The sequence below is a fragment of the Shewanella sp. ECSMB14101 genome, from assembly GCF_000773485.1.
GTDB lineage: Bacteria > Pseudomonadota > Gammaproteobacteria > Enterobacterales > Shewanellaceae > Shewanella > Shewanella marisflavi.
On the sequence record NZ_JSFF01000005.1, the window covers coordinates 103453 to 127751 of the forward strand.

The following is a 24299-nucleotide window of genomic DNA, read 5'->3' on the forward strand; positions in this document are numbered from 1 at the left end:
CATAAAAAAACCACCCAGAGGGTGGTTTTTTATCAATGAAACTCGACACCGATTAGACCAATTTCATCTCTTGGATGATCTCATGGGCTATCTCTGGTGTCGTACTTACTGGCTTTTGATGTAAATCTGCCTTCAACTGACCTTTTCTATGCTTTAGCGCCGCATCAAGTTTTTTGGCTGCAGCCGCTATAGCCGGATACATAACATCGTCACTCCCAGAGGCTGATATCCGACTACCTTCATAATTCGTACTCAGTTCGACCTGATACTCTCCATGCTCTTTGGCAATGATGACATCGAGTGAGATTAACGTGGGGAAATGGGTCGCGATTTTGGAAAACTTTTGATTCACATGCTCTTTTATTGAATCGGTAATGTCTACGTGGTGACCAGAAAGATTTATTTTCATAGGTTTTCCTTTTTAGGATGACTTCAATAATGAACTTGGGATGAGTGAAAGAAAAAACAAGGGGTGAAACGCTTTTTTTTCATTTAACGCCTATTTAAGCATGGGCGAAATCCAAGTAAATATCCATTCAGTGTCTACTAATGTGTACTCCCCATAGAAGTTAAAAGCAAGCAGGCAAAACAGAATATCAGGCACAAATAGGGTATATCGAGCATAAATCCCACAAAGTAAACAAAATTTAATCAATTTGTCTTTTATCTACCACACTCATGATGATCTGTTAGCTTTACATGTAAATGCGAATGAGAATTTATGTCAACAAGGGTAATATACCGAATACCTAACACACCATGACATAACCGATAGTGAATAGCACCATAGCCAAGTATCAGTCGCTGTTTGAGCGAGACCTCTCTCCCACAGCTTCCGTCATTATACGTTTACTCTGCTCTCTTCTCGGCGGTTACGGCATTGCAGCACTCGCCTGCGTCTTACTAACAGAGTTATTACCCCTTAGCCGAATCGATGCGGTACTGATTGCAACCATGAGCTCTTTTAGCCTGTTTGCTGCCATGATCATTCGACTTTTTAGCCTGAGATCCCACAAACGCGTGGTACTGGAACCCCTGACAGTTTGCTTAGCGCTCTATTGCCTCACCTTAGCTTTGGGTTGATACCATGAAAGAAACCTTTTTCCGCTCTATGACCTGGCTGCATACTTGGGCGGGTTTAGCAGTCTGCTGGCTACTCTTGCTTATCTTCTTTGCGGGTAGCTTGAGCTACTTTCGCCATGAGATCACCCTTTGGAGCAAACCTGAGCTACACAAGGAAGTATTTCAAAGCTACTCTCAAAAGCTACTAGACAAACAGATCGCACAAGGCCAGAGCTACTTGGCCGAAATCGCACCCGATGCTAATAGCTGGATCATCAGCCTGCCTACCGAGCGTAAACCTTACCTAAGCTTTGCCTGGCAAGATGCCCCGATTAAAGGCGAGCGCCGCGGTAAATATCACGAACATGTGGTCAGTCAGAATAGTCAGCAGATGATCACCGAAATACGCGATTCGAAAGGGGGCAACTTCTTCTATCGCTTACACTTTGATCTTCATTACCTTCCGGTAGCGACTGCGCGCTGGATTGTTGGCCTGGCCACTATGGCGATGCTTATCGCCCTGATTAGCGGCGTGGTGATCCATAAACGCATCTTTAAAGACTTCTTCAGTTTCAGACGTGCCAAGGGAAGCCGCTCCTGGCTCGACGCCCACAATGTGAGTGCCGTCATGGCGCTGCCCTACCACCTGATCATCACCTATACAGGCCTGATCACCCTGATGTTTATGTTCATGCCTTGGGGCGCCTTAACTCAATATGATGGCGATGTACGCGCCTTTCGCGCCGACCTCAATCCCGCCCGCATGCAGATTAAACCAAGCCAAGTATCCGCAGAGTTGGTTCAAGCAAAGCAGCTATTACCACAAGTAGAGCAGCAGTGGGGTTTGGCGCCATTAAAGCAGGTGACCATAAACGCGCCAGGACGTGATAACAGCCGCATCAGCTTCACCCTCAATAGCGCCCATAAGGTGACAGACAGCCGCACTATGCTAAGTTTCGATGGCGTCACCGGCCAGCCGCTCTTTAAAGAAGATCTCAAAACCGTGACCTATCAGACCTATGATACCCTGATGGCCTTGCATACCGCGCGCTTTGCCGACTGGGCACTAAGGGGGCTGTTCTTCCTCTGCGGACTGATGGGCTGCGCCATGATCGCCACAGGCACACTGCTTTGGGCAGTAAAGATTGCTCAGAAACAGCAAAAAGCGATACAGGCAGGCGCCAAGCCTTCGGTGGGCCTTAAGCTAGTCAATGTCCTTAATATCAGCGTGATCTGCGGGCTGCCGCTGGCTAGTGCTGTGTTTCTCTACGCTAATCGCTTGTTACCCGTCGACCTGAGCGACAGAGCTCAGCGCGAAGTCGATAGCTTCTTTATCACCATAGCGGTTATCGCCTGTATCGCCATCTGGGACGCAATACGAAACCAACAATCCTTGGCACGCTGGCGACAATGGCTAATGCTGACCGCCTTTGCGTTTGGCGCAGTGCCGCTACTCAACGCGATGACCTCAGGACAACACCTTGTCGGCAACATAGTCGCCAGTCAATGGACCTTGGCCGGAGTAGACATCGCTTGTTTGCTGTTTGCCTTAATCGCTGGCTTTGCCGCCAAGCGAGTATCTCAAGCTCCAGGTCTGATTGAGCGCTCTATGCCTGCTAAGCACACTGGCAAAATGAAGGAAGTACGCCCATGATCGCAGCACTGTCACTGACTTTTACCGCCTTTGGCGCGCTGGCGCTAGCCATGTTCACTCATTTTAAGAGCTGTTTTAATAAGGCCCCCAGCAGTAAACAGCAAAGGATATTCACCTTGCTGGGCTGGGGCTTATTAGCACTCAGCTTTAGCCTATTGATTCAAGAGTATGATATCGCTTATGCCAGTATCACCTTCGTTGGTGTCATGAGCGGCGCAGCGCTTACCGTTATCTTGCTACTCAGCTATCAAGCCAAAACCCTGCCCACCGCCATGATAACCGCGACTGTTATTGCGTTAGGCAACCTCGTCATATGAGATAACAAGCTAGGTTAAAAAGGAGCTAGGGGATTAGTTTACAAAGCTGAGTTTACAAAGCTGAGTGCACAAAGCTAAATAGACAAAGCTGAGTGCAGAGAATCAGTTTCGATTGATAGACACTTCAACTAGAGCTATTAACTTAAGCCGGTTAACTTAAGCGACTAAACTTAAGCCTCTAAACATAAATCGCCTGTTTGCACAAATTTCATTCAGCCTGGATTCAGTCACTGTTATTTATCATCTGCTTATACTCAGGCAGATATTAACAGGCATCTAGGTGCGAATTTCAAAAACGACGGCTTACCAAAAGTGGATGCGTCACGATTCCAGCACAAATGGAAAAGCTAAATCCAAGGCTCAAGTAGGGCTTTATCGGCAATTGGCTAACGCCGCAGACCATACCCAAGACAAAGTCACACTGTCGCCATTGGCGCTGCAGTTAAGTGCTCAGGCACAGCAAAAAACCTGAGACCCCAAGAGAGCTCTGGCAGCGCAAAAGCACCATGCAAATCTAACCTTTTAGATTCAATAGATTTTGCTGAGGGCAAAGCCAGCAATCTTTGCTATATTGGCCATCTCAGTCACTAACTCCCAAGCCAGATGTCTTTTTCAGTCACCATCTCTTGGCCGCAAACCAGAGATCAAGATCAACGCAGCAAAGATCATCAACTCGATTTTGCCAGTGGCCAAACACTTGAAGGTTCTGCGGCTCCTGAGTATCAAGGCAGCCAGGATAAGGTCAATCCAGAGGAGAGCCTGCTTAGCGCACTCGCTGCCTGTCATATGTTGAGCTTTCTAACCATAGCGCAGAAGAAACGCCTTGAGGTAATTAGCTACCAAGACTGTGCCAGCGCCGAGCTTGGCCGCAATAGCCAGGGGCGCACGGCAATCACGCAAATCACGCTAAATCCTAAAGTGATATTTAACACAGAGCAGAGCGAAGAGACGTTAGCCAAGCTGCATGCTTTGGCTCATAAACATTGTTTTATTGCCAACTCCTTAACCAAAGAGCTGACGATAAAGATAACACCTAGCTAGAATCGACAGCTCGAGCATTGCAGTCCGGATTGAGTTCCATCCCCCGAGACATCGAGTCAAGACAGGCAGATAAGCGAGGCTATGGCAATCCATTAGCCATTCATTTGGCTATCACTCTTTTCGATTGATATCTGCTACGCGACAACCAATCGTTTCAAATCAAGCCATCTTTCAATAAAAATGGAGGTTACCGACCTGGGAACTGCTTGGTCGGTAACCCCCTAAAACTTACTTAGTTAACACAAGGCGTTAATGCACAGTTTATTTAATGTCTTGGGCCATCCCTTTTGCAGGCATAGGCTGTGCCTTGATCGGCAACACAGGTTCAACTTCCAACTTCTGCTTAAGGTAGTTGATTGCCTTAGTCAGCTGGGCATCTTGTCCCTTGAAGGTGGCATGGGGCAGATTATCCACCTCGATATCCGGACTGATACCACGCCCCTCGACAATCCAGCGACCATCCATCGCATATTGCGGATACTCGGCAACTCGCGCCATCCCCTTATCGGTCAGAGCGTTACGTCCAGATAACCAAACGCCTGCGCCTGCGGTTTGCTTACCGATAAGCGGCGCCAAGCCTAAGGCCTTGATGCCAGCAGAGAAGGTCTCACCGTCTGAATAGGTTAGCTGATCTGTAAGCACCACAAGATGACCACGGAAGGTCTGCTGCATATTGGTGTTTGGCGTGCCTTGAGTCGGCTGCCAGAACATCCAGGCACGGCGAAGCAGTTTTTCGATCACCCAGCTATCAATATTGCCGCCGCGATTACGGCGCACATCTATAATTAGGCCTTTCTTATCAATATTGGCGTAGAACTCGCGGGCAAAACTTGCGATATCACCCGAGCCCATGGCATAGAGATGCAGGTAACCTATCTCGCCGTCGCCCGCCTTAGTCACCTTCTGGTTATTGTTACTGACCCAATCCAGGTATCTCAGCTTGGCATCGTTGCGATTCGATACAGGCAACACTATGGTCTTGATCTCACTGCGTCCACGCTTGAGCGTCAGCAACACCTGCTTACTAGCCTGATTGCGCAGATAACGCGCCACATCGGCAACGCTAGTCACCGGCTTACCATTAATCGCAAGGATGAGATCGCCCACCTTGGCATTCACATCCACCTTTGCCAGCGGCGCAGCCAACTCAGGCAGCTCACTATCGTTTTGATAGATATGTGCAATCTTGACCCCATTTTCTGTCTGCAACAGACGAGCCCCTAGATTGGCCCCCTGAGGAAGGTTAGGGTTTTGCGGCAGATCGCCGCCACGCACCTGCGAGTGTAAGGCGTCCAACTCACCCATCATCTGTTTGAAGATATCATTAAGCTCATGACGATCTGTCAGCCTGGCCAACAGCGGCTGATACTTGGCCTTGGTCGCCTGCCAGTCGAGACCGCGCATCTGCTTATCGAAGAAGGAGTCTCTGTGCATCAGCCAGGCATCTTCAAACATCTGTTGCCACTCTAACTGAGGCGAAATGGCCAGTTGCCACTGCTCGGTCTGCACTCTGGCATGGGCCAGATCTTTCGGCAAGGCATCACCCGCATCGACAATCAGCATCTCTTCGCCGCCTTTACTGTGACGACGCAAAAATAACTTACTGTCGTCGGCCGAAAGCGCAAAGCTGGCGACATCTTCGCTGAAGGTCTCCACCTTAGGCGCCAGTGGATCAAATTTAATCCAATCGAGCTTAGGAGCCTGGTTAGCATCCACCGACCGCGAGATGAGATAAAGGCCTTTGTCTGTCACCTGTAGCTTACTGTAATTGCCCGAAGCGACAGGCACCTGCCACAGACGCTCGCTGAGCCCCTGCCACTGCACCTGTATCTTTGCGTCATCCGCTTCGTCCTTTTTCTCAGCTGTCACACTGAGTTCATTCGGCTTACTGAAGGGAAAGCGCGCCTCAGGTGTAAGCGCCAGGGCAAAGATCTGCCCACGCTTGTCAAATACCGGGCCCATGTTGCGATCGCCCCAAGGCGATGTCGGCGTGGCGTTAAAGGCACGGTTTGAAATGAAATAGAGCCATTGGCCATCAGTGCTGAAGGCTGGCGAGAAAGATTCATACTTGTCGCTGGTCAGCGCCTGGGCTTTATCTTCCTCCAGCGAATAGAGCACAATTTGTGGTCTGAGCTGGCCACGTTCATCCTTGGTTACGGCGATAAAACGGCTATCGTTAGACCAGACGACGTCGCCATAAGGGCCAAGTCCCTGACCATTGGTCATGATCTTAGTGTTGCGACCCTTCTTGAGATCCAATAACCAGAGATCGCCGTTGTAATCATCATGGGCAATATAGCGGCCATCGGGTGACAGGCTCAACCCCATGCGCAGGGCGCTGGCATCCTGAGTCAACTGCTTAGCCGACGCACTGCCATCGGCCGCGTAGCGCCAGATCTCCTGCTCGCCAGAGGCGTCGCTGATACCATAGACCCACTTACCATCTGGGCTCATCACGGCGCCGCGCACCCGGTAATCCCCTGGCAAGGCCAGCTCCACCAGCCGCGACCCATCTGTGCCCGCCACAGCAACATGACTGCGAGCTGTGATCACCACCTTGTCACCCTTAGGAGCCAAGTGCGTAGAGGTGGCGAACTTCATGGGTTGGTTGACCCAGTGCTCGCGACGCTCGGCAAAATCTGAGGTTAAGTGGATCTCCTCTGTGGTGAGGCGATTGCTGGCAATATCAAAAAGCTTGATGTCGGCGCCTTGCTGAAACACGATACGGCCATTATCCAATCGGGCACCGCGCACCTGCCAGGCATCAAATTGTGTGTGTTGACGCAAATCTTTGCCATCGAGCGTCATCGACCAGATGTTATCGTTGCCACTGCTATCACTGACAAAATAAAGACGCTCTTGCCACAGCATAGGCTGACGAACAGAGCCGTCATGACCCGCGGTTAACGGCTCCGCTTCCTGCTCGCTACCCAACTTAAAGCGCCACAACTCTCCTTTGGCGCCGCCGCGATAAACCTTAGCGTTATCGCCCGTAGCCTGCAGACCAAAGCGGGTAAAGTAGACATATTGCCCTGCACTATCAATCACGCCCTCGATGGCATCCGCCAATGGTAAATCTTGCGTCTTAAGTGTCTGAGGATCGACGCTGCGTAGCACCCAGTAGTTCGCCGGACCAAAGGCATTATCGGTGGCATACAGCACCTGGCCATCATGGGTCCAGCCTTGAACCCGCACTCGGCTATTTTCGAAACTGACTCGTTTGGCCACGCCGCCCTTAAGCGGCATCACATAGACCTCACTCGCTCCCTCATAGTTGGCGACAAAAGCCAGCTGGCGACCGTCGTTTGAAATGGCAGCCCCGAGCTCCTCTGCCGGAAGACTGGTTAAACGCCTGGCCTGGGGATCACCCAGTTGCTGCAGCCAAAGATCGCCTTCAGCGGTAAAGACCAAGGTATCGCCATGTAGGGCTGGAGAGCGGTAATAGCCAATATTCTCTGACGCGGTTGAATTGACAGTCTGAATATTGTTGGTCTGAGAAGCAAAAAGCGGAGAGGATGAAGCCGTGCCCAATGCCAAGACGCAACAGGCAAAAAGATGAGAAAGTTTCATAATACGCTCAAAATAAGATCAAATTTATTCTTATGGGGCAACAATGTAGCAAACTTTCCTTAAATCTACAGTAATTTATAACCAAAGAAGTATTAGCAAATGTGTACAAGTTTACTGAGGCGTAACAACTCCTCACCTGAGGTCGCTAGAGGACAAGATATGGATAATAAGGTAACGGCTAAGGTTTCAGCTTCTGCGGACAGAGTAAGCGCATTGGGTAGTTTTTCTCGAGCCAGCCTGAGGCGCTGGCGGCAAGCGATAGTCAGGCACAACTTTGATAGATAAGGCCTGGCAGCGACACGCCATAGACAGCCTAGGCACCTTTTTCATCCCTTTTATCCCTTCGACCTCTTTTATCCCCTGGCATTTTGACTAGATATTGCCCCTTATGATCAATCTATTCGGGGCTCAGGGGATTTTGGATGCGGTATCATCCTCGATTTTATAAGCAAAACGGGGCGCTAAGGCCCCGTTTATCATGCTAATGCTTCAGCTTAGGTCACTCTTTCCCCTGCCGATGGGCCTTAATTTTATCTACAAGCACTAACCACTGAGCATGCTGAGGATGGCTGCTGTCTTGCAATCTTGGACGCTCCTTCAACAGTCGCTGGTACAGGGTATCGGCATCGCGCCACAGCTCACTATCGACCAGCTGCTGTAGATGATTTACCGCCTGAATATCTGAAATATTCGCCTTAGCTTGGCCATCCGCGTTTATCGGTGCTGCCAGCTTATGACTCTTTTCGCTTTGCGCAACAGGTCCCTGCTGCTCACTAGATTCTGGTGCTTGCTGCGACATTGTCCGCGGCTGCATCTGACTCGCACCGTCTGACGGCTTGACGGCTCTCATCGACTCGACGGCTTGATCGCTGACCATCATAGGCATCATCTGCTCAGTAATGGGTGGCTGTGGCTGATTAAAATTAAGCAGTAACAAGCTTGAGAGCAATAAGACAGAGGCGGCCGATGATAATGGCCAGCGATATTGACGCCAAAAACTGACGACCTTAACATCCCCCTTGCCCGCCGACTCATTAAGCTTGCTTTGATGTTGGCTCGCCATGGCCAATATTCGCGCGTCGAGTTCGGCCGAAGGCTCTTCGTTAGCCTTAGCCTGATACAGGGCTTTTAGCTGAAGATCCGAGATCTCCTGTTCGCTTCTATCTGACATTCGCGTGCTCCTGCCATTTCTGTTGCACACAGGCTTTGAGCGCCTGACTGGCATAACGAATACGGCTCTTGGTCGCCTCCATGCCCGCACCGGCTATTTCGCCGATCACTGCCGCCGTAAATCCCATCTCCACATTGAGCAAGAAAGCCTCCTTCTGCACATGGGGAAGCTGGCTAATGCAATGCTTTAAAATTATCGCCTTCTGTTCTTCTTCAAGCTGACTATCGGGCACCGCCACATCACCTGTTAACAGTGACTCTAATGTCTGCTCTTCCCCTATAGGCTCACTTAAGCTATCTACCGGTTTAAGGGCTCTGACGTGATCGATCAGCAAATTATGAGCGATTCGATAGAGCCAGGTGGTGAACTTGGCTCTTTGCTGATAACCACTGGCCGCCTTTATCACTCGGCTCCAGGTCTCTTGATAAAGATCCTCAGCCAGGGCTCTGTCACCTATCTGACGCATGAAATAACGATACAGGCCGCCCTTATGCTTATGGTAAAGCAGCTCAAAGGCCGTCTGATCTCCTTGGGCATACTGCGCCATTAAAGCCTGATCACTATCTGTCTCGATTTCAGATACTTGTTCCACGCTGGGACTCCCTCATGTCAGCTCCTTCAGCGGAGAGAAACGGATGCAATAGTGAGTCTGCATCGCCCGACGTGGTTTGTCCATGCTTAGCCAATAACTTGCGAGTTAATTCAACTATATGGCTAACTAACGCACCAAATTTTCAGTGCTTCGCGTACTGAGTTTTAGGTAAGCCTTTAGTGATGTAAACGTATCAGCTAGCAAAAGGGGTTATTGCTGCCCATAAAAAAACCGCGAACCTAAGGCTCGCGGTTTATTGTCGATAAGTGACGCTATTATGCGTTAGCTAGCTTCTCTTGCAGCTTGGCATCTTTAGCTTGTACGGCTTCTGCCGATTTGGCACGTTCTTCTTTTACTGCTAGCGCCAAGGCATCGTCACCAACTGCAAGCATTTGCGCTGCCAGGTAACCTGCGTTCTTCGCACCTGCGCTACCAATCGCCACAGTAGCAACAGGTACACCGCCAGGCATCATAACTGTTGATAGTAGGGCATCGTGTCCCTGCAGTGGACCACAATCAACCGGCACACCAATCACTGGACGAGTAGTGATACCCGCTACAGCACCTGCCAGGTGAGCAGCCAGACCCGCTGCGCAGATAAAGACTTTACAACCACGCGCTTCGGCATCGGTAACGTAAGCGTGAGTTGCCGCTGGCGTGCGGTGCGCCGAGGTAACTTTAGCTTCAAATTGAATACCGAAGGTTTTTAACACATCTAAGGTGGCTTGCATTGTTGGGAGATCAGAATCTGATCCCATTAATACGGCAACAAATGGCTTAGTCATCTTTTATCCTTTTTGTAGGTAAGGCTATTGTTTTGCGCGCATTATAGTCATTTTTAAATGCAGATAACAGGGGCCGAGCGGATTAACTCAACCAAAGAAAAAAAGCATAAGCAGCAAAAGCTTAGCTTAAATTCACCTTAAAAATATTGTACCGCTGATAAAACAGTGAGTTCTGACCTGTTGCTTACCCAAAAAACAACCGCCACAACCAGGAAGAATCTAAGTTTTCCTGACAAGTGCGATACTGAGCCGCATAGCGCTTAGCACGCTTATCCACCTTGTCGGCCACCTTAATCAGCCAGGGCTTTTGCCTATAAGTACCACGCTTATAGCCTCCCCAACCTTCGTGATAGTTAAGATATTGATTGCGAGCATCCCACTTAGACACGCCGTTGATCTTCTGGGTCTTATAGATGAACCACCCCATGAAATCCATCGCATTATCGAAGTTGCTGCGACTGGACCAGGAGTTACCTGTCTCACGAACATAATCATCCCAGGTCATGGTTTTGGCTTGTGCATAGCCATAGGCGTCACTGGCTCGCCCAATAGGGATAAAGCCGAGGAAATATTCCATCGGCGGAGCAGCGTTATGTTTGAATGAGCTTTCCTGGTACATCATGGCTAAGGGCACATGCACGGGCACGCCCCACTTTTCACGGGTATCGACCGCGGCCTCATACCAGTCACGGTTCTCCTGGTAGATGGCGCAAAGATTTTCTGGATCCTTAGGCGGTGAGGTGGCGCAGCCTCCAAGGGAGAGCAATAACATGGCGGTAACTAGGGCGGAAATTCTTGTCATCAAAAGACCCAAAACAATAAGCGATTCAAAATAGGGGCTATTAATCTTTGTCGTCAGTTTCTGCGTCCGTTTATCGGCGATTGCTTGATTGTTGCCATTGACATCGCGAAACAGTACTTCAAGGGTCGCGCTTGGCTCAAAATGCGTTTAAATCAAACAGAAGTAAACTTCAAAGCTCAACAGAGGTTAGTTTCACATCCTTACCCACGAGAAGCAATCGGCAGTGGTCAAATTTAACGCCAAGAGGCTGTTTACTAATTGGTTTCGCTAATAAACTCACATTCATGGGGTTCCTGCGCCCAAACGACAGGCTGCCAATAATCGGTATCTAAACCTCGATAGATCTTATCCTGATTAAATTGGGCCGCCAGATGATAGCGTTGGTTGGCTTCAAGGTGCAGGGTCAAAGTCTTGGTTTGGCGCGCCGCGAGTTTCACTTTCAATCGCGGCGAGTCGATAAGCTCGGCCAAGGTAAATTGATACTCCCCTGGCGCCAGGCGATAATTTGGCCTTGAGATCACCGGCTTACCATTAAGGTGTGTCACCACGGCGCGATAGAGCCCCTGGGATTCATCCGGCATCTGATAGCCGGACACAGTTGCACATAAGGCGTCCTCGTCAGGCCCAGAGGCGCAGCCTGACAAGATAGCGAGCGCCGCAAGATAACAACTGACTTTCCTACAAGCTGAACCGACTCTCATGTCACTCGCCTTAACCTTATACCACTTGTTCTATTGGCTGCGGCGCCTCGGCAAAGTAATCGGCTAGATACTGTTCAAAGTCCTGCACCGACTCGGCTTCAAGCTGAGCCTGGTCCTGCAGTGACTGCTCGGCCGCCGCCTCATAATCCGATGCTACCTTAGGGCTCAAGGGGTAATCCAACAAGGCGTGATAATACTCTTTAGCCAGTTCCTTAACCCATAGACTGTGATCGACGCCTTTAGCCATCAAGGCCGACATCACTCTGCCTGACAGTGTCTTAGCAGGGTCTTGAACCGCCTCATACCAATGAGCCAAACTCTGTTGATACGCATCTTCCTCGCCATCGAGCAGCTTAGCTAAGGTTTCTAGCTCGCCAAATAGCGATTCGAGCCAGTCTTTCAACCCAATTTCATCTCCTGCCTTACACAAGGTGAGCCCAGGTTGACGCCCATGGGTGATGACTCGATTCAGGTTCTCGCTAATCGCCGCCTCATCTTGAGCATCGCTCTTAGGCGATGGCGTGAGCAGGCAGTAGAGCAAGAAGAGATCGAGAAAACGCACCTGGTAGGCCTCGATACCTACCGGGCTAAATGGATTGACATCCAGCGCTCGCACCTCGATATATTCAACCCCAGCACGGGCGAGCGCCTGTGAGGGTTTCTCTCCCGCCTGAGTCACGCGCTTTGCACGAATAGGCGAGTAAAACTCATTCTCTATCTGCAATACATTAGAATTTAACTGGCGAAACTCACCATCAACCTTAACGCCTATTTCCTCAAAATGGGCTGACGGCATCTTAATGGCAGCATTGATCCCCGACAGATATTCGCCGAGGGAGTTGTAGCTGATATTAAGCCGTTCCTGCTCCTTGTTGGTGTAACCAAGATCACTCATGCGCAGCGAGGTGGCATAAGGTAGATAAAGCGTGCCCTTGCCTAGCTTTTCGAAAGCCAGATCGGTTTTCTGATCCTTGATAAAGGAGCTACACAATGCCGGAGAGGCGCCAAATAGATAAGGGAGTACCCACACCAGTCGGCGGTAATTTCGAATCAATCCGAAATAGGACTCTGAAATGAAATCGCCAAGGCTCAGACGCTTGTCTGACACTTGATAAAGCTTTTGCCACAGGTCATCTGATACGGAAAAATTAAAATGCACCCCAGAGATGATCTGCATCTGCGCACCATATCTGTAGGTTAACCCTTTACGATACAAACGCTTAAGTTTGCCAGTGTTAGAGCTGCCATAATCGGCAATGGGGATATCGGCCACATCACCGACATAACAGGGCATGCTAACCGGCCAGAGCTGTTGCTCTCCCAGATAACGAACAGTGAAGGCGTGGGTTTGAGTAAGATCCGTCAGCAGTGCGTCAATGTCTTGATACACGGGTGTAATGAACTCGAGTAACGACTCGCTATAATCAGTGGTGATCCGCGAATTCGTTAGCGCTGCTCCTAATGCCTTTGGGTGCTTATCTGTTGCCAGATGACCAGATGGTTCGATACGTAATGCCTCGCGCTCTATGCCCCGTATCATCCCCGCCAGTGCGGCTCGTCCCTGCTCATTATCGAGTAGGCCAATCACTTCATTGAAAGAGTTCAATATCTTTGTCTCTCATTGCTTCAACCGTTTGCCTTGCAAGTCAGACCTGCAATAAGCGCGTTTGCTTTCGCCATCACCACAAAATAGCCGCTGTGCTAGATCCTTGGCAAGGGAAAAAAAATAAAGCGGTGAGCAGAGTTAATGCTCACCGCTGATGCCTTATATATGGGCGTAATATCGAAATTACAACTCCAAATGACTCACCTTGTAGCCTAAGGCTTTAATCTCGGTCTCGATTTTAGCGCTATCACCGACGATTAACACTATCATATTGTCCATTTCGAGTTTTTCCTTTGCCAGGCGATTAAGTTCATCTTTTCCTATTTGCTTGATGATCTTTGCCTGCTGCTCGGTATAGTCGGGTGACAGATTATAGCGCTGGATCTTACGCATGAAACCCGCCTTTTGATAGGGGGTTTCATAATCTAGCGCCTGTCCCTGTGAGATAGAGCTGCGCATAAAGGCCAGTTCTTTGTCCGTCATGCCTTTGGCCTGATAGCCCTCAATCTCTTTGGCAAATTCAACTAGTGCCTTAGCCGTCACATCACTGCGTACACTGGCTGAAGCCTCGAACAAGCCTTGCTCGCTGCCGCCACTAAAGTAGCTACGTGCACCATAGGTATAGCCCTTATCTTCACGCAGATTAAGGTTAATTCGGCTGTTAAAGGCACCGCCTAAGGGATAGTTCATCAAATAGGACTTAAAGAACTCGCCGGTGGCGTCAAATGCCATGGCGCGCTTACCGATTTTAATCACAGATTGCGCCGCGCCCGGCTTATCGAGAATGTAGACAGTACCGGCATCGAGTTTAGGCAGCTCCGCCAGAGCTGGCAGTTTGCTCGCCTCTCCAGTCCACTTTGATAAGCCTGTTAACTTAGGCATCAGCTCCGACTGTGACAAGTTAGTCACGGCCACTATCTGGGCGTTACCGGCGCGATATTGCTTGGCGTAGAAAGCCTTAACATCATCGAGTGTCAGCTGAGACACTGTATCCGGGGTGCCCATGGCGCTTACACCCAGTGCAGTGTCACCACCATAGAGTATGGCGTCAAACCGAGTATCGGCCAGATAGTTAGGGTCTGACTGCATATGCTGCAGGCTCTGCATGTGTTGCCCAATCACACGGGTAAAGTCTTGCTCTTTAAACCCTGGGTGAAAGAGTTTCTCCTCCACTATGGCCAAGGTCTCATCAAGGTGCGAGGTTAGCGCTGAGACTTTGATATAGCTTTGATAAACACTGCTACCAAAGCTGACGCTACTGCCTATCATCTCCAGTGCCTGTGCTAATTCCTCGGTGCTGCGCTGCTCGCTCGACTCATTGAGCATGGCAGCCGTCAGGCTGGCAAGTCCCGCCTGTTTAACGTCGGCAAGACGATGCCCGCCATTGAGGTAGATAAGCAGCTCGACCGTGGGGGTCTCATCGCTTTCTGTTCCCATTACTGCGATACCGTTACTCAATGTATCTGTCCACAGACTCGGCGCAGTGATCACCGGCGCCTGTTGAGCGCTTGGCATTTGACTACGATCGAAACTGCTGTGGGCCTCAGCCACCTCTGTTACGCCTGTTACCGCCTCAGCAGCCACTCGCGGCGCAGGCGGCACAAAGTTATCCTCATGGGCGATCAGCTGCTTCTGCCCCTGGGGCACTACACTCATCACAACCATAGGTTTGTCCTTGATATAGGTGTTAAACACCCGCATCACATCTTCTTTGGTCACGCTGGCATAGCGCTTAAGATCGTGCGCTATCATATCGGGATTACCAAAGAAGGTTTGATTCAGCGCAAGTGTCGATACCTTACCCTTGACGCTTTGCAGGCCAAAGATAGTGCTGGCCTCGAACTGAACCTTTACTTTTTGCAGATCATCGTCTGTTACGCCCCGCTGTTCAAACTCGGCGATAGACTCCTTGATACGCTGCTCAACATCAGACAGCTGACCGCCTCGTGCTGGATTGGCCAAGGCATAGATAGAGAACTGACACGCCAGCTCTTGGCAAGGATGGCTAACACCAGCCTGCACAGCATAACCATCTTTCACTAAGTTTTTATAAACCAGTGATGTGGGGCCGCCGCCGATAATGTTGGCTAATAGGTCCAGCGCCGCTTCATCTTCATGGCTGGCATAGACGGTTGGAAAAGCCATGCGCAGCAGCGGCAAATGTACCCTGTCTTCCATCGAGATATAACGTGTCTTGTCCAAGGTCACCAGTTGCTTGGGCTCAGGTTTCACCTCTGGGCCTCTTGGGATCTCACCAAAATACTTGTTCACCCAAGCAAGGGCCTGCATCTCGTCAAAATCACCACCTATGGTCAAGGTGGCATTGTTAGGTCCATACCAACGCTGGAAGAAATGTTTCACATCATCGAGCTCGGCGCGGTCAAGATCTTCTGGCCAGCCAATCACCGGCCAAGAGTATTGATGACCCGATGGATAGAAAGCCTGATTGAAGCGCTCGTTCATCCGACCATAGGGCTGGTTATCGATACGTTGTGCCCGCTCGTTCTTCACGGTTTCACGCTGCACCTCAAACTTGTTCTCGGTCAAGGCTGGCAAGAAATAGCCCATGCGATCCGACTCTAACCAGAGCATCTTTTCCAGCTGATTGCTGGGTACAGTCTCAAAATAGTTGGTTCGATCTGTGTTGGTGGTACCGTTAAGGGTGCCTCCGGCTTCCGTCACCGTCTTAAAATGCTGCTCATCGCCTACATGTTTAGAGCCCTGGAACATCATATGTTCAAAGAGATGTGCAAAACCTGAACGTCCAGGCAACTCCCTTGCCGACCCCACATGGTAGGTCACATCGACGTGAACCAATGGATCGGAACGATCTTGATGCAAGATAACCGTCAGGCCGTTGGCCAGTTGATATTTTTTATAGGGGATGCCGACACCTGATTCGGCTAAGGCCACATTCTCAATCAGGGAGACGCCCTGAGGGAGCGCCGTTTGCACAGGCGCAGTCGCGCAGGCGCTCAATGCCGCTGAGATAGCCGCGACCAATATCCATTTTTTCATTTATTACTCCTACAAGAAACAACCAAGGTTTACTGCCGAGGTTTACGACCCAGGGTAGCAGCCAAATAGCTTACAACCAATGTAACGCTAATGCCGCAACTAGCAGATAACGCAACCCTTTCCCTATCAAAATCATCAGACTGGATTTAAGCAAAGGCATCTTCATCCAGCCCGCAAGTAGACACAAGATATCGCCGATAAGCGGCGTCCAGGCGAGCAACAGACTCCAATAGCCATAACGCTCAATCAATTTAACGCTATGACGATACCGACCACTGGCCAGCTCCTCAGGCGTCTTGGCCACACGGCCCAGAGCCCCCAGATAATAACTGGTCAAGGAACCTAATGTGTTCCCTAGGGTAGCCGCGATTACCAGAGCAAGCCAGGTCTCAGGCGCCTGATCGATCAGCGCCACCAACAAAACCTCAGAACCTCCGGGTAGCAAGGTTGCGGCGAAAAAGGCGCCACTAAAGATCAACCATAACGCGGTCATAATTCGCTACCTAATGAAAAAAAGTAAATTTTTATGTGCAATCTATTCAAAATAATAATGTTACCTAAAAGTTAAAATTTAATCTTATTAAAACAAACTCTTATATCACAATAAGTTATAACAAAATCGCTTTGGTAAGCAAAGTAAAGCCCAGATACAATGTCAGGCTCTCTCGTTAAGGTTGAAATACCTGGATGGCTCATGCTAGAACAAGCAATTCACGATTGATAAAAAACGCCATCCACAATAACAACTTAAAAAATTTGGAACAAACCCATGTGGCAAACAATTAAACAGATCCCCTTTTGGCAAAAAGTTCTCGCCGGTTTTATTTTAGGGGTGAGTCTGGGCATTATTCTGGGCGAACAAGCAACACACCTTAAGCCTTTGGGCGATCTTTTCATCGCAGCCATCAAGATGTTGGTTGCCCCGCTCATCTTCTGCGCTATTGTCGTCAGTATCACCTCACTGGGTAATGATGTCAGCCTTAAACGCCTAAGCTTTAAGACACTGGCAATGTTTATGCTAACCGGCACTATCGCCTCGCTCATTGGCCTCACCGTGGGTAGTCTGATCGACATGGGCGGCTCAATGGAGCTAGCCACCACAGAGGTGCGTGAACGCAACGTGCCAGGCTTTGCCCAGGTGCTACTGGATATGATCCCCGTTAACCCTTTTGCTTCTCTTGCCGAAGGTAAAGTACTACAGATCATCGTCTTTGCTGCCTTAGTCGGTATTGCCATCAACAAGATTGGCGAGAAAGCCGAGCCTTTGAAACGTACGATTGAAGCCGGTGCAGAGGTGATGTTCCAACTTACCCGTATGGTGCTGCAACTAACGCCTATCGGCGTATTTGGTCTTATGGCCTGGGTGGTTGGCGAATATGGTTTATCGACCCTGCTGCCGCTAGGTAAGTTTATTGGCGCCATCTACATTGCCGCCTTGATCCACATACTGTTCGTTTATGGCGGCCTGGTTAAATTCGCGGCGGGGCTAAGCCCAGTCCAATTTTTCAGAAAGGCGATGCCAGCTCAGTTGGTGGCCTTTACCACGGCCTCTAGCTTCGGCACTCTGCCAGCCAGTACCCGCGCCACAGAAACCATGGGCGTATCCAAAAAATATGGCGCCTTTGTACTGCCGTTAGGTGCCACCATGAACATGGATGGTTGTGGCGGTATCTACCCGGCAATCGCGGCTATTTTCATCGCACAAATCTACGGTATTCCACTAGAGATGACCGACTACATGCTGATTGCGGTCACCGCAACGGTTGCTTCAGTGGGCACAGCCGGTGTACCTGGTAGTGCCATGGTCATGCTCTCGGTAACCTTAGGCGTAGTTGGTCTGCCACTTGAGGGAATCGCCTTTATCGCCGCCATCGACCGAGTGATCGATATGATGCGCACAGCGACCAATGTGACGGGCGACATGATGACTGCCGTGGTGGTTGGTAAGTCTGAAGGTCAGCTAGATGAAGAGCAGTTCTACCGCAATGATGAAGTTGAAACTTCAAAGGCCACAGGCTAAGCCTTACCAGCTCCCCAGAAAACAATAAGCCGCTTAATGCGGCTTTTTTATTGCTAATTGCTTGTTAAAACAGAAATACTGGGTTTAAATCATATAAGACTCGCCTCTAGCAATAAGGTACTGATAAACCATTATGGCTCGCATGTTTTTACTGCCGATCATCTTAAGTCTATTCTGGGCACTCTTTCTCTATCTTAACGGCGTGCCGTTACGACAAGGCAAGAAAGGCTTCATCTATATCATAGCAATCAGTGCAACCCTGATGCTGTCACTCGGCTTCCTGCTCTGGCTCACCGCCGAACAAAATCTACGGGGCTAAAACAGCAATGCCGAGTACAGACACAAATTTTTTAACAACACTTACTTCTGATCAGTGAATGCCGCTAAGTGCGCTTCCAACTCTGCTTCTGTGGTGGGCAGTTCGCTTAACTCAAAGGTCAATGGATGGCCGCCATTCAACATAAACACTGAATGCTCACCGTGATCATAATGAAACCATTTACCGTTAACACAGATATCGGTATAGCAATTAGGTCGTAACTCCATCATTCGATCCTCTCTCAAAATGGGCTTAGGCTCACTAAAACACAGCGAATGCGAACCAGATCACACTTATAAAACACTAAAACGACACACTAGGCGTTGATCTGCATCAATTGCTTTAGCATTAGCTTGATTAAGTTATATCGCATAGACCAAACGTAAAACGGCCAGCACGCAGGCTGACCGTTCAAGACCGAGTAAAACTTTAGCGATTAGCCACCCAATACCGCTAAGAGAACCCCGGCGGCAACGGCGGAGCCCAGGACACCCGCTACATTGGGTCCCATGGCGTGCATCAAGAGGAAGTTCTGCTGATTAGCCTGCAGCCCTACTTTATTGACCACCCTAGCCGCCATAGGCACAGCCGATACACCGGCCGCACCAATCAGAGGATTGATGGTTCCTCCAGACAACTTGCTCATCAGTTTGGCCATCAACACTCCGGTCGCCGTACCAATACCAAAAGCCACGGCGCCCAAGACTAAAATACCTAAGGTTTCCACCTGGAGAAATTTATCAGCCGATAGCTTAGAGCCGACCGCCAAACCCAGAAAGATAGTGACTAAGTTAATCAGCTCATTCTGCGCCGTACTAGATAACCTGTCGACCACACCAGACTCGCGCATTAGGTTACCCAGACAGAACATGCCCACCAAAGGTGTTGCTGCCGGCAAGAAGAGTATGGTCAACCCTAGTACCGACAAAGGAAAGATGATTTTCTCTTTCTTACTCACCTCACGCAGCTGCTCCATCTTGATCTGACGCTCGGCCTCTGTCGTCAGCAGCTTCATGATAGGCGGCTGGATGATAGGTACCAGAGCCATATAAGAGTATGCCGCTACCGCAATTGCACCAAGCAGATCTGGCGCCAGCTTAGAGGCTAAGAAAATAGCCGTTGGCCCATCAGCGCCGCCGATGATGGCAATTGCCGCCGCATCTTGCATCGAGAACTCAAAACCAGGTACGGCATTGAGAGCGATAGCACCAATTAAGGTGGCAAAGATGCCAAACTGCGCAGCCGCCCCCAGAAGCAACATCTTAGGGTTAGCGATAAGGGCACCGAAATCGGTCAAGGCGCCGACCCCCATGAAGATCAATAGCGGAAAGACGCCGGTTTCAATCCCCACATGATAGGCGTAGTAAAGCATGCCGCCCTCTTCGGTGAAGCCCCCGTTAGGGATGTTAGCCAAGATGGCACCAAAGCCTATCGGCAACAGCAGCAGCGGCTCAAATCCTCTGGCGATAGCCAGATAGAGTAACACCACGCCAACCGCCATCATAAATAGCTGGCCAGAAGTGAAATTGGCGATCCCCGATTCCGCCCAAAAGGCAATTAATCCGTCCATTGTGGCTCCTAAGCTATGGCAAGCAGTTGATTGCCAACGGCAACAGAGTCACCTTCCTTAACGCAAACCTTGGCAACCACGCCATCTGATTCGGCGCGGATTTCGGTTTCCATCTTCATGGCTTCAAGAATGATCACCACATCCCCTGCCTTAACGGCATCGCCAGGCTGCACATTCACCTTGAAAATATTGCCCGACAACGGCGCATTCATGGGCGAACCCTCACCAACACTGGTTGCAGCAGGTTCTGGCGCAGCAAAAGGCACGACATTCTCGCTAGGCACTATTTGACTGATATCGCCACCCGGTGAGACCTCAACCACAAAGCTCTGACCTTGTACATTGACCGTATAGGTCTCTTTACCTTTCGATGGAGCTGCCTGCTGTACATCGTTGCTAATCGACGGCTGAAGCGCTTCTGGCTTAGGCTCAAAGGCATCTGGGTTATTGCGGTTTTTAAGGAACTTAAGACCGATTTGTGGAAAGAGTGCATAAGTCAGCACATCATCGTCCAATTCTGCAGCCAAGCTTATCTGCTCGCTACTGGCTTTGTCCCTCAATTCAGCTCTAAGGCTGTCTAGCTCGGCTGGCAGCAGGTCGGCAGGACGACAAGTGATCGCCTCACCACCGGCCAATACTTTAGCCTGCAGCTCACTATTCACTGGCGCCGGCGTAGCGCCGTATTCACCCTTGAGTACACCTTCTGTCTCTTTAGTCAGTGATTTATAACGCTCACCTGTGAGTACGTTAATCACTGCCTGTGTGCCGACAATCTGTGAGGTAGGGGTCACCAACGGAATAAAGCCAAGGTCTTCACGAACCTTAGGGATCTCCTCCAGCACGAGATCTAACTTGTCTGTAGCCCCCTGCTCTCTCAGCTGATTTTCCATATTAGTGAGCATGCCACCAGGCACTTGGGCACGTAAAATGCGCGAATCGATCCCCTTTAGTTCCCCTTCAAAGGCAGCGTATTTCTTGCGTACCTCTCTGAAATAGGCAGCGATCTCTTCGAGCAGCGCCATGTCATAACCTGTGGCTCTGTCTGTGTCTTCCACCATGGCCACTAAGGTCTCAGTAGCGCTGTGACCATAGGTTTGGCTCATAGAGGAGATAGCGGTATCTAGTACGTCAATACCGGCCTCAATAGCCTTCTGATAGGTCGCGGTGCTTAACCCTGTGGTCGCATGACACTGCATGGAAACGATCAGATTGGTCTGCGCTTTTAGCTGGCTAATCAACTCATAGGCATCAAATGGCTTCAGCAGACCTGCCATATCTTTGATACAGAGTGAATGGCAGCCCATATCCTCTAAGCGTTTCGCCATATCGACCCAGGTCTTTAAGGTGTGAACCGGGCTAGTGGTGTAAGAGATAGTCCCCTGAGCGTGCGCGCCAACATCGACCACAGATTTAACTGCAGCCTCAAGATTGCGCACATCATTCATGGCATCGAAGATACGGAAGACATCTACACCATTGTCATGGGCTCGCTCAACGAAACGATGTACTAGATCATCACCATAGTGGCGGTAGCCTAAAAGGTTCTGGCCTCGAAGCAGCATCTGCTGCGGCGTGTTAGGCATAGCTTTCTTTAATTCACGAATACGCTCCCAAGGATCCTCTCCCAGATAACGAATACAGGCATCAAAAGTCGCGCCCCCCCAAGACTCCAATGACCAAAACCCAACTTTGTCTAATTGGGCGGCGATAGGAAGCATATCTTCGATACGAAGACGTGTGGCAAGAATCGATTGGTGTGCATCTCTTAGAACAACATCGGTTAATGCAAGTGGCTTGCTCATAAAAACTCCCTACTCTTTATTATGCTTTGGCGCGGTATTGATGTATGGCTGCAGAAATTACGGCGACCATTTTAGGGTCTACACCAGTAAAATTGGGTACACCTTCGTCAGAAGCGTCTGATACAGGCGGTACATGGGCCTCTGGTGCAAATTTCCAAGCAACCAATTTCACAACCCCAATGAGTATAGTGAGGAATATAAACACCAATCCCATACCTAGCCCCATGATCATCAACGCTTCCATTATCTGTTGAGCCATTGAATCCATACAGTCCTCTCAGGTTAATCGCGCTCTTAGATTGACGATTCAGCCATCTACAAGCTATTTATTCACAATATGCGCATTTAAATAAACACAAGTCGCTACAGGTGTCGACCGGTTAAGCGCAAAAAGCTCTCCTGCGACCAGGAAACCTTAACCAATCTATAACAAAAAGGCGAGCACATTGTAAATTGGTCTTACCACAATAAGACTAATTGATGATAGACCGTCTTACATTCCATAATAAATTAACTGTAATTTTAGCGATTCATCAGAAATTCAGGCGCCAAGGCTAGATTTACGTTAAAAACCTAGAAATGAGTTAAAAATTGAATTCACAAAAAAGAACAAGGCATAGTTGAATATGCAAGTTTATGCATAAAAAACAGTAAACAAAGGACTATCTAGACAAGACTGGATAAATGAGCAGGGGAAATCAAGACATAAAAAAACCCGCAACCTAAGTTGCGGGTTTTAATAATGGCGGAGAAGGAGGGATTCGAACCCTCGATGGGAGTTAAAGCCCATACTCCCTTAGCAGGGGAGCGCCTTCGGCCACTCGGCCACCTCTCCGTCTAAAATGGTACGCGTGAGAGGATTCGAACCTCTGACCGCCTGGTTCGTAGCCAGGTACTCTATCCAGCTGAGCTACACGCGCAAATTCTAGTCTTACAAACAAAACGACGGTAAAAACCGTCGATTTTTTAAATATGGTACGCGTGAGAGGATTCGAACCTCTGACCGCCTGGTTCGTAGCCAGGTACTCTATCCAGCTGAGCTACACGCGCACAGAATAAAACAGTAGAAGAAATAGATGGTACGCGTGAGAGGATTCGAACCTCTGACCGCCTGGTTCGTAGCCAGGTACTCTATCCAGCTGAGCTACACGCGCATCTTATATCTATAAACCTACTTTCACTGAAAAACAAATGGTACGCGTGAGAGGATTCGAACCTCTGACCGCCTGGTTCGTAGCCAGGTACTCTATCCAGCTGAGCTACACGCGCAAATTCTAGTCTTACAAACAAAACGACGGTAAAAACCGTCGATTTTTTAAATATGGTACGCGTGAGAGGATTCGAACCTCTGACCGCCTGGTTCGTAGCCAGGTACTCTATCCAGCTGAGCTACACGCGCACAGAATAAAACAGTAGAAGAAATAGATGGTACGCGTGAGAGGATTCGAACCTCTGACCGCCTGGTTCGTAGCCAGGTACTCTATCCAGCTGAGCTACACGCGCATCTTATATCTATAAACCTACTTTCACTGAAAAACAAATGGTACGCGTGAGAGGATTCGAACCTCTGACCGCCTGGTTCGTAGCCAGGTACTCTATCCAGCTGAGCTACACGCGCCCTGTTTTGTCAGTTAAGAAATGGCGGAGAAGGAGGGATTCGAACCCTCGATGGGAGTTAAAGCCCATACTCCCTTAGCAGGGGAGCGCCTTCGGCCACTCGGCCACCTCTCCGTTTTCTTGGCGCACATATTACTGTTTGAAGAAAATAAGTCAAACCATTTCTCCTAAACAAATACTGTTTGAGCTGTTTTTAAGCAGTTACCCCTGATTATCCTACAGCCCTGTATGCTATGTCGCCGTAATGGTTAAAAAGCTTACAATAAAAAACAAAAAAGCCAGCAAAATTGCTGACTCTTATCATGTTACACTGGTTAAATCTTTCGCTTAAAAATTGCCGCCTTCAGAAGAGCCACCTGACTTTTCAGACTGGATACGCTGATAAATCTCTTCACGATGAACCGAAACTTCTTTTGGTGCATTGACACCAATACGAACTTGATTGCCCTTTACGCCTAAAACGGTGACAGTAACTTCATCACCAATCATCAGTGTTTCACCAACACGACGAGTCAATATCAGCATTTTTTTGCTCCTTTAGTTCCTAATTCTGCTTTTACGGCACTATTCCATTATAACCTTATTATACGGTCAGCTTAGTACAAATTAATAGTGTTCTGACAAAAAACACCCATTTATTGCATGTTAATTC

The 24299-nt window shown here is 49.3% G+C and carries 22 protein-coding genes and 9 tRNA genes; 7 read left to right on the top strand and 24 right to left on the bottom strand.

Annotation, left to right across the window (positions count from 1 at the left end):
• Nucleotides 1-52: 52 nt before the first annotated feature.
• Nucleotides 53-409, bottom strand: coding sequence for a ribosome hibernation-promoting factor, HPF/YfiA family (gene hpf, locus NY07_RS06565; protein WP_033538551.1), 357 nt, complete (start codon nucleotides 407-409; stop codon nucleotides 53-55).
• 365 nt (nucleotides 410-774) lie between these two features.
• On the opposite strand from hpf, the gene NY07_RS19405 reads away from it, so the two are divergent.
• From NY07_RS19405 to NY07_RS06580, 5 genes are all read left to right on the top strand, one after another.
• On the top strand, nucleotides 775-1083 hold the full coding sequence (locus NY07_RS19405; protein ID WP_140946923.1) for a hypothetical protein: 309 nt from the start codon (nucleotides 775-777) through the stop codon (nucleotides 1081-1083).
• Between the two features lie 4 nt (nucleotides 1084-1087).
• Complete coding sequence (locus NY07_RS06570; RefSeq protein ID WP_033538552.1) at nucleotides 1088-2716, top strand: PepSY-associated TM helix domain-containing protein; 1629 nt, start codon at nucleotides 1088-1090, stop codon at nucleotides 2714-2716.
• Complete coding sequence (locus NY07_RS06575; RefSeq protein ID WP_033538553.1) at nucleotides 2713-3033, top strand: DUF3325 domain-containing protein; 321 nt, start codon at nucleotides 2713-2715, stop codon at nucleotides 3031-3033. The genes NY07_RS06570 and NY07_RS06575 overlap by 4 nt, the downstream gene beginning before the upstream one ends.
• 280 nt (nucleotides 3034-3313) lie before the next feature.
• Nucleotides 3314-3505: a hypothetical protein gene (locus tag NY07_RS19410; RefSeq protein ID WP_140946924.1), complete on the top strand. Its 192-nt coding sequence runs from the start codon at nucleotides 3314-3316 to the stop codon at nucleotides 3503-3505.
• A 131-nt stretch (nucleotides 3506-3636) separates the two neighbouring features.
• Entirely contained in the window at nucleotides 3637-4074 is a 438-nt protein-coding gene (locus NY07_RS06580; protein ID WP_033538554.1) for an OsmC family protein, read from the top strand.
• 261 nt (nucleotides 4075-4335) lie between these two features.
• Here NY07_RS06580 and NY07_RS06585 read toward each other — a convergent pair whose 3' ends face one another.
• From NY07_RS06585 to NY07_RS06625, 9 genes are all read right to left on the bottom strand, one after another.
• Complete coding sequence (locus tag NY07_RS06585; RefSeq protein WP_033538555.1) at nucleotides 4336-7644, bottom strand: S41 family peptidase; 3309 nt, start codon at nucleotides 7642-7644, stop codon at nucleotides 4336-4338.
• Nucleotides 7645-8143: 499 nt separating this feature from the next.
• Complete coding sequence (locus tag NY07_RS19000; RefSeq protein WP_052125530.1) at nucleotides 8144-8815, bottom strand: hypothetical protein; 672 nt, start codon at nucleotides 8813-8815, stop codon at nucleotides 8144-8146.
• Nucleotides 8805-9362 carry a sigma-70 family RNA polymerase sigma factor gene (locus tag NY07_RS06595; RefSeq protein ID WP_052125539.1) on the bottom strand — a complete coding sequence of 186 codons (558 nt, stop codon included), beginning with the start codon at nucleotides 9360-9362 and terminating at the stop codon, nucleotides 8805-8807. Before NY07_RS06595 ends, NY07_RS19000 begins: the two co-directional genes overlap by 11 nt.
• A 320-nt stretch (nucleotides 9363-9682) precedes the next feature.
• Nucleotides 9683-10192, bottom strand: a complete 510-nt coding sequence (gene purE, locus NY07_RS06600) for a 5-(carboxyamino)imidazole ribonucleotide mutase (protein WP_033538557.1) — start codon at nucleotides 10190-10192, stop codon at nucleotides 9683-9685.
• 184 nt (nucleotides 10193-10376) lie between these two features.
• Nucleotides 10377-10994 (bottom strand): transglycosylase SLT domain-containing protein, encoded by a 618-nt coding sequence (locus tag NY07_RS06605; protein ID WP_033538558.1) that lies wholly within the window; start codon nucleotides 10992-10994, stop codon nucleotides 10377-10379.
• 254 nt (nucleotides 10995-11248) lie between these two features.
• Nucleotides 11249-11695, bottom strand: coding sequence for a hypothetical protein (locus NY07_RS06610; protein WP_033538559.1), 447 nt, complete (start codon nucleotides 11693-11695; stop codon nucleotides 11249-11251).
• A gap of 16 nt (nucleotides 11696-11711) precedes the next feature.
• A complete protein-coding gene (gshA, locus tag NY07_RS06615; RefSeq protein WP_235363903.1) occupies nucleotides 11712-13304 on the bottom strand; it encodes a glutamate--cysteine ligase in 1593 nt (530 codons plus the stop codon).
• A 180-nt stretch (nucleotides 13305-13484) separates the two neighbouring features.
• Nucleotides 13485-16319, bottom strand: coding sequence for a M16 family metallopeptidase (locus tag NY07_RS06620; protein ID WP_033538561.1), 2835 nt, complete (start codon nucleotides 16317-16319; stop codon nucleotides 13485-13487).
• 70 nt (nucleotides 16320-16389) lie between these two features.
• Nucleotides 16390-16812, bottom strand: a complete 423-nt coding sequence (locus NY07_RS06625; protein ID WP_033538562.1) for a YqaA family protein — start codon at nucleotides 16810-16812, stop codon at nucleotides 16390-16392.
• A gap of 276 nt (nucleotides 16813-17088) precedes the next feature.
• Between NY07_RS06625 and NY07_RS06630 the strand changes: the two genes are divergently transcribed.
• Nucleotides 17089-18339 (top strand): dicarboxylate/amino acid:cation symporter, encoded by a 1251-nt coding sequence (locus NY07_RS06630; RefSeq protein WP_033538563.1) that lies wholly within the window; start codon nucleotides 17089-17091, stop codon nucleotides 18337-18339.
• 133 nt (nucleotides 18340-18472) lie between these two features.
• Nucleotides 18473-18658 carry a hypothetical protein gene (locus NY07_RS06635; RefSeq protein WP_033538564.1) on the top strand — a complete coding sequence of 62 codons (186 nt, stop codon included), beginning with the start codon at nucleotides 18473-18475 and terminating at the stop codon, nucleotides 18656-18658.
• Between the two features lie 41 nt (nucleotides 18659-18699).
• Here the strand turns inward: NY07_RS06635 and NY07_RS06640 are convergent, their stop codons facing one another.
• The 14 genes from NY07_RS06640 to csrA form a co-directional block, all read right to left on the bottom strand.
• Nucleotides 18700-18885: a hypothetical protein gene (locus tag NY07_RS06640; RefSeq protein WP_033538642.1), complete on the bottom strand. Its 186-nt coding sequence runs from the start codon at nucleotides 18883-18885 to the stop codon at nucleotides 18700-18702.
• Between the two features lie 209 nt (nucleotides 18886-19094).
• A complete protein-coding gene (locus NY07_RS06645) occupies nucleotides 19095-20228 on the bottom strand; it encodes a sodium ion-translocating decarboxylase subunit beta (protein ID WP_033538565.1) in 1134 nt (377 codons plus the stop codon).
• Between the two features lie 8 nt (nucleotides 20229-20236).
• The gene (gene oadA / locus NY07_RS06650; RefSeq protein WP_033538566.1) at nucleotides 20237-22030 is read right to left on the bottom strand and encodes a sodium-extruding oxaloacetate decarboxylase subunit alpha; all 1794 of its coding nucleotides are present in this window, start codon (nucleotides 22028-22030) and stop codon (nucleotides 20237-20239) included.
• Between the two features lie 19 nt (nucleotides 22031-22049).
• Complete coding sequence (locus tag NY07_RS06655) at nucleotides 22050-22298, bottom strand: OadG family protein (RefSeq protein WP_033538567.1); 249 nt, start codon at nucleotides 22296-22298, stop codon at nucleotides 22050-22052.
• 475 nt (nucleotides 22299-22773) lie between these two features.
• A tRNA-Ser gene (locus tag NY07_RS06660) sits at nucleotides 22774-22865 on the bottom strand.
• Nucleotides 22866-22873: 8 nt separating this feature from the next.
• Nucleotides 22874-22950: transfer RNA gene (locus tag NY07_RS06665), tRNA-Arg, on the bottom strand.
• Nucleotides 22951-23003: 53 nt separating this feature from the next.
• Nucleotides 23004-23080 (bottom strand) — tRNA-Arg (locus NY07_RS06670).
• Between the two features lie 27 nt (nucleotides 23081-23107).
• Nucleotides 23108-23184: transfer RNA gene (locus tag NY07_RS06675), tRNA-Arg, on the bottom strand.
• A gap of 38 nt (nucleotides 23185-23222) precedes the next feature.
• Nucleotides 23223-23299: transfer RNA gene (locus tag NY07_RS06680), tRNA-Arg, on the bottom strand.
• 53 nt (nucleotides 23300-23352) lie between these two features.
• Nucleotides 23353-23429: transfer RNA gene (locus tag NY07_RS06685), tRNA-Arg, on the bottom strand.
• 27 nt (nucleotides 23430-23456) lie between these two features.
• Nucleotides 23457-23533: transfer RNA gene (locus NY07_RS06690), tRNA-Arg, on the bottom strand.
• Between the two features lie 38 nt (nucleotides 23534-23571).
• Nucleotides 23572-23648: transfer RNA gene (locus NY07_RS06695), tRNA-Arg, on the bottom strand.
• 21 nt (nucleotides 23649-23669) lie between these two features.
• Nucleotides 23670-23761: transfer RNA gene (locus NY07_RS06700), tRNA-Ser, on the bottom strand.
• 213 nt (nucleotides 23762-23974) lie between these two features.
• Nucleotides 23975-24172 (bottom strand): carbon storage regulator CsrA, encoded by a 198-nt coding sequence (gene csrA, locus NY07_RS06705; RefSeq protein WP_033538568.1) that lies wholly within the window; start codon nucleotides 24170-24172, stop codon nucleotides 23975-23977.
• Nucleotides 24173-24299 lie beyond the last annotated feature (127 nt).

Coding starts and splice junctions, on each gene's coding strand:
- hpf (WP_033538551.1), bottom strand. CDS start 409: ATGAAAATAAATCTTTCTGGTCACCACGTAGACATTACCGATTCAATA.
- NY07_RS06570 (WP_033538552.1), top strand. CDS start 1,088: ATGAAAGAAACCTTTTTCCGCTCTATGACCTGGCTGCATACTTGGGCG.
- NY07_RS06575 (WP_033538553.1), top strand. CDS start 2,713: ATGATCGCAGCACTGTCACTGACTTTTACCGCCTTTGGCGCGCTGGCG.
- NY07_RS06580 (WP_033538554.1), top strand. CDS start 3,637: ATGTCTTTTTCAGTCACCATCTCTTGGCCGCAAACCAGAGATCAAGAT.
- NY07_RS06585 (WP_033538555.1), bottom strand. CDS start 7,644: ATGAAACTTTCTCATCTTTTTGCCTGTTGCGTCTTGGCATTGGGCACG.
- NY07_RS19000 (WP_052125530.1), bottom strand. CDS start 8,815: ATGTCAGATAGAAGCGAACAGGAGATCTCGGATCTTCAGCTAAAAGCC.
- NY07_RS06595 (WP_052125539.1), bottom strand. CDS start 9,362: ATGGCGCAGTATGCCCAAGGAGATCAGACGGCCTTTGAGCTGCTTTAC.
- purE (WP_033538557.1), bottom strand. CDS start 10,192: ATGACTAAGCCATTTGTTGCCGTATTAATGGGATCAGATTCTGATCTC.
- NY07_RS06605 (WP_033538558.1), bottom strand. CDS start 10,994: ATGACAAGAATTTCCGCCCTAGTTACCGCCATGTTATTGCTCTCCCTT.
- NY07_RS06610 (WP_033538559.1), bottom strand. CDS start 11,695: ATGAGAGTCGGTTCAGCTTGTAGGAAAGTCAGTTGTTATCTTGCGGCG.
- NY07_RS06620 (WP_033538561.1), bottom strand. CDS start 16,319: ATGAAAAAATGGATATTGGTCGCGGCTATCTCAGCGGCATTGAGCGCC.
- NY07_RS06625 (WP_033538562.1), bottom strand. CDS start 16,812: ATGACCGCGTTATGGTTGATCTTTAGTGGCGCCTTTTTCGCCGCAACC.
- NY07_RS06630 (WP_033538563.1), top strand. CDS start 17,089: ATGTGGCAAACAATTAAACAGATCCCCTTTTGGCAAAAAGTTCTCGCC.
- NY07_RS06635 (WP_033538564.1), top strand. CDS start 18,473: ATGGCTCGCATGTTTTTACTGCCGATCATCTTAAGTCTATTCTGGGCA.
- NY07_RS06640 (WP_033538642.1), bottom strand. CDS start 18,885: ATGGAGTTACGACCTAATTGCTATACCGATATCTGTGTTAACGGTAAA.
- NY07_RS06645 (WP_033538565.1), bottom strand. CDS start 20,228: ATGGACGGATTAATTGCCTTTTGGGCGGAATCGGGGATCGCCAATTTC.
- oadA (WP_033538566.1), bottom strand. CDS start 22,030: ATGAGCAAGCCACTTGCATTAACCGATGTTGTTCTAAGAGATGCACAC.
- NY07_RS06655 (WP_033538567.1), bottom strand. CDS start 22,298: ATGGATTCAATGGCTCAACAGATAATGGAAGCGTTGATGATCATGGGG.
- csrA (WP_033538568.1), bottom strand. CDS start 24,172: ATGCTGATATTGACTCGTCGTGTTGGTGAAACACTGATGATTGGTGAT.